Raw genomic sequence first — 10,968 nt, 5'->3', positions numbered from 1 at the left:
CCCTGATATCATCAAAAACAAATAAAAAAGTATACATTCAAAACAAAGCAAAACCTCTGGTCCAATCACTCTTTCTACATAATTCATAAGTTAATGTAAAAGGGGGTAATCCTATAATAGCTTTACTACAATTAATTAGACCATCCGCATTTAGAGCTGTAAAAGCATTTAACCAAAATGTACTTACAACACAAATTCAACAGATTACGTATGAAACTAAACAATTTGATTTAAAAGATGAGTATAATATATCCGATTCAACCTTTGTTCCTAAAAGAAAAGGAGTATATGCTATTACTGCAAGTGCAGCATTTCTTGCTAATATTCCTTTTGATAATCCTCGTACTACAACCATGTTAATACGTGTAAATGATATCGATATTGTTAAAGAAGATCACTATTTCGTGCCAAAATTAGTTAGACGACCTCATGCAGTAAGAGTAAGTACTATTCTACAATTAAATAAAAGGGATAAAGTTCAAATATGGACAATTATTAGCGGAGGAAATATGACTATTTTGAATAACGAAGGAACACATTTTGAAGCAGCTAGATTTTCATCTCCATAAAATTTCATCAGTGTAATCATAATTAACTAAGAATAATCTTTTTATTTTTAGTTATAAAAATAAAAAAAGAGCTTTTAAAAAAGCTCTTTTTTTCTATCTAATTATTCAATTCGAAGTGCTAAAATATCTCGACAATCTAAAACAATTACAGTTCCTGGTTCTGTTTCATTATCTACAAAAGTTGCACAAAAATTTTCTGGATTGAAATTAACAAAAATAACGTCTTCGATTGTATTCCCACTTAAAAAAATATCTACTTCTGTACCTAATTGTAAAACCGCTAACTGATCACATACGCATTTATCATGATCATTAAACATTTAAAAACATCCCCTTCTAGAAATATAGAATTCATTCTATTCTATGTTTAAATACAAGAAGAGCTTGTTTAATAGCCTATATTCCAAAGAGATAGTATTTTTGGTTGTGATATATTTTCATACATAGTTTTCTTCAGAGGTCGTGATTCCATAAAACATACTCCTCTCTCATTACAATGTACTGCAATACCTGCATTATTGATTTATGTACTATAGGTAGGGTATATATAATTGCTTGTATCAATATAGGATACAAGCATGTTTGGTATGCAAATATAAAGAATAAAGAGAGAAACAAGGAAATAACGATATATACTATATTCATGTGAGATTTACATAACACCACTTCTCGGTAGTTACTTCACTAAAGGACCTGTTCGTTGAATAAGAAATGTTATACCATCACAAGGAAAAGAAGTTAACAATAAATTGTTAACTTCTTTTCTTATGGCCTCACCATATTAAAAAAAGAAAACACAATTTATAACAGAACTCCACATGTGACCATCATCAATTCCGTTTTATTGGTTAATTTTACAAGAATACTAAACTTATCAAAATACTTAACATATTGTTAAAATTTTCCGATATTATAATTAGGGGTCTCACCGACAAACCGCAAAATCACATCAGCACCCCTAAAAGGAGGAAGGTTTATGCAAAGAATTTATAAATTCCTGTTCACGTCCGTTTTTTCCTTGATTTGTGTTTTGTACTTTCAAACGAACGCCTTTGCCGCACCAGCATACGATGGAGTTGTTAAAATGGAACAACCGTCAGGCGAATCGTTTCAAGCCACGGTGCATGGAGATGAATGGTTCCATTGGGCAAGTACAAAGGATGGCGACGTACTTTTACAAGATCAGAAGGGGTATTGGAATTACGCTGAACTTACATCAGACGAACTGAAATCGACGGGAAAAAAATATAAAATTGACAAGAAACCTGCAAAAGCGGTAAATGAGAACAATTTGAACAAATGGATAAAGAAATACAACCCTCAAGCAAAGAAAAAACAGGAGCTCATGAAAGAATTTACAGGATCACCAGAAAATGTTGACGGAACTGTCACTCCAGTTTCAGGACCTCAAAAATTACTTGTTGTGTTAATTGGGTTTACAGATGTTGATATCGCATATAGCGACAACGATTGGAGCAACAGATTTTTTGCTGCAAATCAAAAGTCAGTAAAGGATTACTATAATGAGGTGAGTAATGGAAAAGCACAGATCACTCCGGCATCCGAAACATATGGTACGCAAAATGATGGGGTAGTTAAAGTGAAATTAGATTACGCTCATCCGGATACATCGGGAAAAGACATTAGAACGGTTATAACAGATGCACTGGATAAAGCTGATCCTAAGGTGAATTTTGCTAGTTTTGATACTAATAATGATCAAGTCATCAATTCTAAAGATAGCTTCTACATTGTAACTGTTCTTGCTGGCAATGAAGAGGCTAGTGGTGGTTCAGTGCCAAATGTTTGGGCACATCAGTGGTATGCTCCTAACACAAATCACGATGGTGTTACAGTATCAGGTATGTATACGACGCAGGGTGAAAAACAATATGGTCATATGGCAACGATTGGTATTCCTGCTCATGAATTGGGTCATTCCTTGGGCCTTCCAGATTTATATGGCGTTAATAATCGTGTGGGTGGTCTAAGTATAATGGCTAATGGAGCCTGGAATAGTCTTCAAGGAGAAGATTATGGAGCTACACCGGATCATATGGATGCCTGGTCGAAAGTAAAATTAGGATTTGTAACACCAACTGTAGTAAATGCTACCAACAATTTTACTCTAAATGCCATCCAAAATAACTACAATGTTTTAAAGATTCCTTTAAAGGATAATACGTATTTTTTAGTTGAGAATCGCCAAAAAATTGGATATGATGCAAGCTTGCCAACAAATTCTGGTGGCATCGCGGTTTGGCATATTGATGAATCCATGAATAATATTGATAGTGATCCTCATCCTTTTATTGATATAGAGCAATCCATCAGTGAATACCAAGATCCATTCTATTACACAAATCAAAATCATGCTGCTTCCTTTGGTCCAGACACCAATCCGAACAGTAATACCTACACTGGAGAAAAATCGGGAGTAACGATTACAACGACAAGCACAAGTGGTTCTGCTATGAATGTAGCAGTCACAGCAAAAGAAACTAATTGGATTCCGCAAACAAATTGGAAACTAAAATATGTAGACAGCTATAGTTTGTACGATTTGGGCACGTATGCCTTTGATGGAAACAAAAACACGTTTTGGCATACGAGCTGGAACCCCGTAGCTCCAATGCCGCACGAGATTCAAATTGATTTAGGTGCAACCTATAGCCTCTCCAAATTCAGCTACCTGCCAAGACAAGACGGTCAAGTGAACGGAACGATTAAGAGCTATGAGTTCTACGTCAGTAGTGATGGAGTGAATTGGGGAACAGCTGTAGCTACAGGTACCTTCACAAATGATACCACTTTGAAAGAAGTCAGCTTTGCAACCAAGACAGGTCGCTATATTAGACTGCGTGCCTTAAGCGAGATAAACAATAATCCATGGACAAGTGTGGCTGAACTCAATGTATTTGGAGTAGCGCAATAATGTATTTGTGAGGGGAGCTATTGAAATCATTGATAAGCTACCCCAAAGGGTTATCATCTGCTGAGAGTTTCGTTCGGCATTTGATAACCTTTTTATTCTATACCAGCCAAACCGTACCTTATTCGACACAAGACTGATTTGAAAAAGAGTTGAAACAAATAATAAAAAGTCCTTTAGTACATTTGGACAGAAAATGAAGTCTTTTATAGGGATTCCCAATATATCTTATTCTTCTTTCTTATTCTTTTATGAGAATAGCATGTGTATATTTTTATGTGAACAGAATGGACAGATTGCTTGAACAGAATGAACGGTTCACAGGTAATTGCTTGATATATATAGAATTTTTTAGTATGGATGGATGGAAGATAGATGGACATTTGAACAAAATGGAGGTATTCATGATGGAAAACAACCAAGAATGGATAAGCGTAAATGATCTTGCTAAAAAGGTTGATGTATCTGAAAATACATTAAAGCGCTATATAAGAAGACATGAACAATTCCTTACAGTAAAACAAGGGAATCGTAGCAAATATTTTATTCATTCTGATTCTGTAAAAATCATAAAACAGATAAAAAAGTTGTATAACGATAACATGAATGAAGAGGAAGTTAATAAAAAATTACAAGCAAGTGGAGTACCCTTAATTATTACTGTCTCAGCAGATAATAATGGAGTAGAACCTTTATCTATGAACATCTTGGACACTATGAACGGGTTGCATGAACGGCTTGGACAACTTGAACAGATTAATAAAAACCAAAACGAACAACTAGAAGAACTAAAAGGACTACTTAAACAACAAGCTGAACAGCAAAAACAACAACAGGATTTTCAAAAAGCTGTGATTCAAAGAATGGATAAACGTGATCAAAATCTAATGGCTATGATCCGTGAAAACCAGGAAACTAAAAAATTGATTGCAGCCACCCAACAAAAAAAGTGGTGGCAATTTTGGAAATAGAAAAAGCCTTGCTTATATGCAAGGCTTTTTTATACAGAATTCTATACAGATTTTTGTACTAATACAGGACATTCGTAAGCCTGAAAAACCCTAATATCTCTGTAATGTATAAAATCGTGTATAGAAAAATAAAGCAAGGACAAGATGGAATCCTTGTTTTAAAGCGGATTCCATCTTGTTCTTGCTACCAATAATGAGACGTTATGTTAACCTCACATGTATAGAGCATACAAAGGGCGAAAGGTAATCATTTAGTTATCTAGAAAGTAAAATAGAAAATCAAATTAAGTAAGGGAGTGTTTTTATTGGATAAACCCCATTCTTACCCAAAACATATTGTTTCTGTTTTTGCTTATTTAACTAACAATAATGGTGAAGTTTTATTAATCAAAACACATTGGCGTTCGGATACCTGGGAACTTCCGGGAGGACAAGTTGAGGAAGGCGAATCTTTAAGTGAAGCTGTAAAAAGAGAATTCTTTGAAGAGACAGGTATTAACATATGCCCAATTGGAATTACTGGTGTTTATTATAATATGACAAAAGGTCTCTTATCAGTAGGTTTCTATGCGGAATACATTAGTGGAGAACTACATATTCAACCTGAAGAAATTAAAGAAGGTTGTTTTATAAAATTAGACGAAATCAATATTGATCAGTATATAACACGACCTCACATGAAATCTCGCACACTTGATGCCATGGGACAAAAAGGCCTTGTTCCATACGAAGCATGGGAAGTGAATCCTTATAATCTATTGACAAGACTTGAAGGTAAAGAAAAATAATTACTTCCAATAACGAGAATTATGTCAAAAAGCCGTCCTGATTGACGGCTTTTTGTATTTTTGGCTAGCTTGGTTTTTTTCCAAAATGCTGGCGGTACCCCATCACCAGCATTTTGGAAAAAAAGATTCGGTAGTTTGATAAAATTACTTAGTTAGCACCAAATAATAAAATTTTGCATCTTGGAATGTAGTGTTTAGTTTGATAGAGGTTGTAAACGCAGCATATAATGCTATACCTGCAAATATAACAAAAATTGCACGGCCTCTTTTAAGTATTTGCTTGTTCTTCTTGTAGAAAATTAGTGCTATTAAAACAACAATCAAAAAGTAGGATGAGTATAATATCATTTCAAATATGTTCCTGTTAATATCCATAACAGCAGTTCTGAAATGTTCCAAATTCTCGGTATTATCCTTATTTTCTTGGAGCGTAACTAAGTTGTCTCGATAACCAATTTTCCAAGTGAAATTGTTTTGTTCCTTTATCATAGTGTATTGATAACCACCAGCTTTTTCTTTGCTTATAACTAATGACGAACTTGCATACACATTTGAAACAAGAAAAGAAAAAAATATAATAATCATAGAAAATAGCACCAAAAGCTTCTCCCTCAAAGTATTTTCAACTCCCTGTTTTTCCCATTTATGATTAAGTATAGCAGACATCTTAATTAATACTCTAGCAGTTATGGTTCCCCCTTGTTTTTGGGTGTGAGGTAAAGGCTGGGGTGAAGCGAAGCGAGGGGCTAGCCCCTTTTCGTGTTATAAAAATATAGAATAAGAACTTATTCTTGAACAGTAGATCTAGGCGGTTCGGCAGGTACAATTGCTAATCCAAGTCGTGCTACCTAAATTCTCGTTTTTGGTATGTTCGGCTTGGCGACATATCCATACCTGCCGAATTTCGGAATGCAAGGAGAAAGGAGGAAGATTTTTTGAGTGTAGTTCTCAAAAAATACTCTCCGTTCCTTGTATGGAGAAAAGCCCCTATATAGAGAGTGAGAAGAGAGAGACTTTAAAAAGTGCGAAAAAGGTTAATATATCAAGGGTTTTAGAGATTTTCGTGTGTGGTTAAATCCCCACAGTTGTGTGGTTAAATTACCACGAACAAAAGTACGAACAAAAACAAAAAAATCGTAGTTGTCAAGTTAAACAACTACGATTAGTAAGTTAAAATAATCTATCTGGTAAATCTTTTAATATTTTCATTTTCATAGCTTTATGAAACATTATCTGTAAAGCTTTATTTATATTATCTTTATCCCCTGCATAGATAATGTGTGGATTTATAAATATTGCATATGCTTTAGCATTATTTCCTTCTAAACCCGATTCTCCTTTAAACAAAAGACCTTTTCTTTTAAGAGAATTAATGATTTTACTTGTATTTGATCTGTCAGCCCCTAAAAAATCAGCAATTTGTGAAATATTCATAGGAGCAGGGTTCTTAGCTTTAATATCCTCTACAATACAATTACTATCAAAAGCAATTAATGGTGTTATATCAATAAAAAAACTTTTCTCTCTAGCCGTTAAATACTTATTTTGTCTTAAAAACCCTAAATTGTTTTGCATAAATTGAGCAAACCTCACTTTCGACTGAGGGCTTCTTTTAGTGCCTATGTAAAGTTCTTTACCAGTGGCTTTGGCCATAATTTCCATAGCTTGTTCTAATTCAGCTTTAGAAACCTCGTTATGATCTTGCTCGAATTTTTTGTTTTCAATCTCAAAATCTTTTTTTCTAGCATTTTTTTCAGCTTGTCCAAAATCTACAACTTTTGTCATAAAATAATTCTCTCCCTTAGTGGAAGGAATCAACTTTTATATGTTAGAATGTATATAGAATATATATTGGTTGATTCCAACCTTATTATGAAAAACCGCCTGCCGACCAAAGCATGGGCGGTTTTTTCGTCTTTCTCTATCATAACATGAAATCTATTGTTAAATAAAACCACTCTTAAACTCTTCTAGAACGTTTTTAATCAATTAAGGTAATTCTACTCCCATCGAAGAAAATAAAAACCGCATAAACAAATATAGGGGGATTAGAACTACACTTGTAGCTAATCCAGACTTAAAGGCATCTATCCAAAAATACATTAAAGTATCTTTTTTAACGTTAGAAATCAATTGATTGCTCTTTTCCTCGACTTTTTGTAATCTTTTTTGTGCTTTTATGCTCATGTTGTGAATCTCGCGTCCCATGTCTTTCTTGATTTCTTCCATTTGTCCTTTCAGGTTGCTTTGAATGTTTTGGAGATGGTGAACTGTTTGTTGATTGTTTGCTGCCATCTCGCTCCTTCCACTTTCCAAAGTCTTCAGTAGAATTTCTTTGTTCACGTTCAAGAGCTGACTTTGCTTTTCTAAAATCAAAAGCATCTCCTTTTGTATTTCCTCGCTTGTCTTTTGCATCGCTATTAATTCTTTGTTCGTCGCCATTTTCATATTGGTATCCCGGTCCATCTGTACACTGATATACCCTTTCAGTAGATCCATTAACTTCTGATTGTCCTCTAGATTCTTTTGCAACTCTTGTATAAGTTTCGTTGACTCGTCGCTCTTCACTTGATTCAATTTGTCTACTAAACTCATTTTCTATCGTACCCCTTTCGTAGTTTAAGCCGAGTGTTTTCCCCCTTACAAATCGCCCTACATCAGGATGTTTAAAACTAAAATGTTGACCACGTTCTTTTACTTCAACACTAAATTTTTGTTGCAATAGCTTCTTAAAATCTTCTAGATTTGTTGTTTGATCTTTTACATAGTCAATCGTTTGACGTAATTCATCTTTCCAACTTACTTCACCACGTTTGGCAAGACCATATTCAGCTTGATGATAACGTTGCTTTGCTGATGGCTCTTTTACAACAGACAAATTATGCTGCTCACATAATTTATCTGATTGCTCACGTATAAAATAAAGATTCTTCGCATTATCTACGTATTTTTTACCTGTCTCAAAATTTACGGAATTGATGACAATGTGATTATGTATATGGTCTTTATCCGCATGCGTATAAACTGCTACCTCATGACCTTTTGCAATTTCCTTGGCTAACTCTTGCCCAATTTGATTTGCTAATTCTGGAGTCACTTCTCCTGGCTTAAAAGACTGTACAACATGATGTGCCTGTACACCGCCATTTTTGCCCCATATTTCCCTTGTAGCTGTCATTTGACTTCTAACATACTCTACATCACAATTCACACCACAGGAGACCTCTGAGCGCTTCTCAGCGTACTTCAATAATGCATTCGCATTTTTGGTACTACCTAGCTTAATTGTTGCCATGCCTTTTCCAATCCTTTTTTGATTTGTTCTATGTTGTAATTTAATCGTTCCAATTCTTGTTCACTTACTTGCTCTCGAGCGTTGCACCACTTTGCCACTTGGTTCAAGTTGGTACCAATTGCTCGCAATTCTTTCGCTACTTCGATTGCTCCTTTTCGGTCAATCTTCGGTTGTCTTACCCTCACCCCGTGTGCCTTGGCTTTCACGAAAGCCGGCACACTCATTCCAACGTTATCCGCCATAAGCTTCAACCGTTGGAACTCGTCTTCGCTCACCCGAAATTTAATTTGTTTCGGCTCTGATCTTGTCTCGCTCACAACGTAATTCCTCCTCAGCGGCTGCCCATCTATAGAGGTCATCCGCACGTTAAAATGGTATCCTATATATTTCCATTTTAACGCAATCGTCGTAATTAGGCAAGCTCCGTATTTGGTACCCAAATACACGCTTGGTCATGCTTAGCATGACACCCCCCAGCCCCCTTAAAAGGGGGAGTTAACACCTTGGACTTTGTCCAAACCTACAAGGGGAGATTTCCCCCTTGACCCCTTTATAAAACACCCCCAACCCCCTCAATATTGAGGGGGCTCCCTCGCCGGTTGGCAGGGTCAAAAGGGTACCTTTTGACAACCACAAGAGGGTTGCATAGTGAGTCTGTCAACTCCTTAATGCTCCTTCATTTCGCTTTCGCTTCATTCCGTCCGCTTACCGTTGACAGACACTATATAACTACCTCTAATTGTTTATAAGTCCATCATAACGCCTAAAAGATAAAGATTTCTTAACTAAAAATGTTAAAAATATAAACCTTTGCCTACTGGCTGAACAGTTTCTAGCACAGCGTCAACCATTTCTTCATTAATTAGGGTTCTTATAATCCAAGCTGAGAGATCTTGTGCAGCAAAACAACCTGCAGCGGTTGATATATTGCCTTCGTTTACAAAACTTTGTTCAATAACGTCTACATCAAATTCTTTAAGCTGTTCTACTACGGATGGATATGTAGTTGCCTTTTTACCAGTTAACAATTTTTTAGCTCCTAGTAATAGTGAACCAGAACACATAGAGCCTATTAATTGTCTCTGAGGATCTACATGAATACTATTAAGATATTCTTGATTTTTATATAAATCTTGTACACTCTTACCGCTTGCAAATATTACAGCGTCAGCAGAAGGAATATCAGATATACTCCCTGTCATGGGAATACGTAAGCCAGACATGGATATATGAGTTTTTTCTGTTCCTAATAGTTGGACATCCCAATCAGAAATATCGCCAACTAAACGTACACGATTTAATAAATCCCATGGTAAAAAGACATCTATATCAGTGAAGTTATCAAAACATACTATTGCAATTTTCATTATCTAATCCTCCATTATCTAAATATTTAAAACATTTTAATTATAACAGTTTAAAGTGGAACTACATATACGTTGAAAATAGGTCCTATAAAAACAATCTTAAATAATTAAAATCTTATTATTATCCACGAAAGTAAACTTTTGAATAGAAGTTTACTTTCAATAAATATATAGTATTTCTTTTAATTTATATAAAAATTTTTATCTTTTGTATAATTAAACTTTACTTTTTTATAAATTAGGTTTAATATAGGTATTAAGAAAGGAAGGTGTTAACTATGAAGGAAAAATATGGAGATTCTATAGTAAATAAAGTGTACGAATATAGAGTGTTAAAAAGAATGTCACAAAAAGATTTAGCTGACGCTGTTGGAGTCTCTAAACAAACGATATTTGTTATGGAAAAGAATAATTATTCTCCTTCACTGGTGTTAGCGTATCGAATTGCAAATTATTTTGAGGTTGATATAAACGAAATATTCTCTTATGTAGGAAAGGAAGATAATAATGCTTGATCAATTAAACAATTGGATGTTAGAAAGCACAGATAATTTCAATATCTTTGTAGGTTTTACAAGCCTTTTGATGTTGGGTTCAGCAATTGTACTTTTTATTATCTACAAAAAAATTGGTAAACCAGATGAAAGAACAAATACAATTTATTTAAAAATTACTTATAGTATGTTTGTTACTCAAATTCTAATGAATTCCCTATTTATTTCTTTAGTTAGTAAAGACATGTATTTCCGTCAATTCTTTATATTAACTCAAGCCTTGGTATTCTTTGTTGGAGCTATTTATTCTATTAAATTATATAGAAAAGAATGCAAGTAGTTTACTTGCAAAAAACAATAAAAAACAGTAGTGATTTTATGCACTACTGTTTTTTTATTATCCCCTTTTTGAAAGTAAACTTTTACATATTTGTTTACATTCAAATCCTCTATAACATTGACTTCCCCCCGATCTCCCTGATATCATCAAAAACAAATAAAAAAGTATACATTCAAAACAAAGCAAAACCTCTGGTCCAATCACTCTTTCTA

At 34.4% G+C, this 10,968-nt stretch carries 12 protein-coding genes; 6 read left to right on the top strand and 6 right to left on the bottom strand.

From position 1 onward, the window contains the following. The first annotated feature begins 404 nt into the window (after window positions 1-404). A complete protein-coding gene (locus tag JDS96_RS28430) occupies window positions 405-569 on the top strand; it encodes a hypothetical protein (protein ID WP_003203254.1) in 165 nt (54 codons plus the stop codon). Window positions 570-670: 101 nt separating this feature from the next. Here the strand turns inward: JDS96_RS28430 and JDS96_RS28425 are convergent, their stop codons facing one another. Next, window positions 671-889: a hypothetical protein gene (locus tag JDS96_RS28425; RefSeq protein WP_003209791.1), complete on the bottom strand. Its 219-nt coding sequence runs from the start codon at window positions 887-889 to the stop codon at window positions 671-673. Window positions 890-1,545: 656 nt separating this feature from the next. On the opposite strand from JDS96_RS28425, the gene JDS96_RS28420 reads away from it, so the two are divergent. The 3 genes from JDS96_RS28420 (at window position 1,546) to JDS96_RS28410 (ending at window position 5,260) form a co-directional block, all read left to right on the top strand. Next, window positions 1,546-3,504, top strand: a complete 1,959-nt coding sequence (locus tag JDS96_RS28420) for a M6 family metalloprotease domain-containing protein (protein ID WP_199668818.1) — start codon at window positions 1,546-1,548, stop codon at window positions 3,502-3,504. 404 nt (window positions 3,505-3,908) lie between these two features. Next, on the top strand, window positions 3,909-4,472 hold the full coding sequence (locus JDS96_RS28415) for a DUF3967 domain-containing protein (protein ID WP_242480009.1): 564 nt from the start codon (window positions 3,909-3,911) through the stop codon (window positions 4,470-4,472). A gap of 305 nt (window positions 4,473-4,777) precedes the next feature. Further along, window positions 4,778-5,260, top strand: coding sequence for an NUDIX hydrolase (locus JDS96_RS28410; RefSeq protein ID WP_199668816.1), 483 nt, complete (start codon window positions 4,778-4,780; stop codon window positions 5,258-5,260). Between the two features lie 144 nt (window positions 5,261-5,404). Here the strand turns inward: JDS96_RS28410 and JDS96_RS28405 are convergent, their stop codons facing one another. The 5 genes from JDS96_RS28405 to JDS96_RS28385 all read right to left on the bottom strand — a co-directional run bounded on the left by JDS96_RS28405 (window position 5,405) and on the right by JDS96_RS28385 (window position 9,922). After that, on the bottom strand, window positions 5,405-5,926 hold the full coding sequence (locus JDS96_RS28405) for a hypothetical protein (protein WP_199668815.1): 522 nt from the start codon (window positions 5,924-5,926) through the stop codon (window positions 5,405-5,407). A 504-nt stretch (window positions 5,927-6,430) separates the two neighbouring features. Next, window positions 6,431-7,045 carry a MarR family transcriptional regulator gene (locus tag JDS96_RS28400; protein ID WP_199668814.1) on the bottom strand — a complete coding sequence of 205 codons (615 nt, stop codon included), beginning with the start codon at window positions 7,043-7,045 and terminating at the stop codon, window positions 6,431-6,433. A gap of 337 nt (window positions 7,046-7,382) precedes the next feature. Next, window positions 7,383-8,555, bottom strand: coding sequence for a relaxase/mobilization nuclease domain-containing protein (locus JDS96_RS28395; RefSeq protein ID WP_199668813.1), 1,173 nt, complete (start codon window positions 8,553-8,555; stop codon window positions 7,383-7,385). After that, window positions 8,537-8,872 (bottom strand): plasmid mobilization protein, encoded by a 336-nt coding sequence (locus JDS96_RS28390; RefSeq protein WP_199668812.1) that lies wholly within the window; start codon window positions 8,870-8,872, stop codon window positions 8,537-8,539. Before JDS96_RS28390 ends, JDS96_RS28395 begins: the two co-directional genes overlap by 19 nt. Before the next feature lie 477 nt (window positions 8,873-9,349). Next, on the bottom strand, window positions 9,350-9,922 hold the full coding sequence (locus tag JDS96_RS28385; protein WP_098116920.1) for a DJ-1/PfpI family protein: 573 nt from the start codon (window positions 9,920-9,922) through the stop codon (window positions 9,350-9,352). 278 nt (window positions 9,923-10,200) lie between these two features. On the opposite strand from JDS96_RS28385, the gene JDS96_RS28380 reads away from it, so the two are divergent. After that, the gene (locus tag JDS96_RS28380) at window positions 10,201-10,437 is read left to right on the top strand and encodes a helix-turn-helix transcriptional regulator (protein WP_098116921.1); all 237 of its coding nucleotides are present in this window, start codon (window positions 10,201-10,203) and stop codon (window positions 10,435-10,437) included. Next, on the top strand, window positions 10,430-10,756 hold the full coding sequence (locus JDS96_RS28375; protein ID WP_033679200.1) for a hypothetical protein: 327 nt from the start codon (window positions 10,430-10,432) through the stop codon (window positions 10,754-10,756). The genes JDS96_RS28380 and JDS96_RS28375 overlap by 8 nt, the downstream gene beginning before the upstream one ends. Window positions 10,757-10,968: the final 212 nt, after the last annotated feature.

This window comes from Bacillus cereus group sp. N21 (assembly GCF_016483395.1).
Lineage (GTDB): Bacteria > Bacillota > Bacilli > Bacillales > Bacillaceae_G > Bacillus_A > Bacillus_A pseudomycoides.
The sequence above is the reverse complement of the archived record's forward strand: the minus strand, read 5'-3'. Positions and strand labels throughout refer to the sequence as shown.

What these genes read in the sequence shown, in the direction of transcription:
- JDS96_RS28395 (WP_199668813.1), bottom strand. Translation starts at nt 8,555, where the DNA reads ATGGCAACAATTAAGCTAGGTAGTACCAAAAATGCGAATGCATTATTG.
- JDS96_RS28400 (WP_199668814.1), bottom strand. Translation starts at nt 7,045, where the DNA reads ATGACAAAAGTTGTAGATTTTGGACAAGCTGAAAAAAATGCTAGAAAA.
- JDS96_RS28425 (WP_003209791.1), bottom strand. Translation starts at nt 889, where the DNA reads ATGTTTAATGATCATGATAAATGCGTATGTGATCAGTTAGCGGTTTTA.
- JDS96_RS28420 (WP_199668818.1), top strand. Translation starts at nt 1,546, where the DNA reads ATGCAAAGAATTTATAAATTCCTGTTCACGTCCGTTTTTTCCTTGATT.
- JDS96_RS28415 (WP_242480009.1), top strand. Translation starts at nt 3,909, where the DNA reads ATGGAAAACAACCAAGAATGGATAAGCGTAAATGATCTTGCTAAAAAG.
- JDS96_RS28385 (WP_098116920.1), bottom strand. Translation starts at nt 9,922, where the DNA reads ATGAAAATTGCAATAGTATGTTTTGATAACTTCACTGATATAGATGTC.
- JDS96_RS28380 (WP_098116921.1), top strand. Translation starts at nt 10,201, where the DNA reads ATGAAGGAAAAATATGGAGATTCTATAGTAAATAAAGTGTACGAATAT.
- JDS96_RS28405 (WP_199668815.1), bottom strand. Translation starts at nt 5,926, where the DNA reads ATGTCTGCTATACTTAATCATAAATGGGAAAAACAGGGAGTTGAAAAT.
- JDS96_RS28375 (WP_033679200.1), top strand. Translation starts at nt 10,430, where the DNA reads ATGCTTGATCAATTAAACAATTGGATGTTAGAAAGCACAGATAATTTC.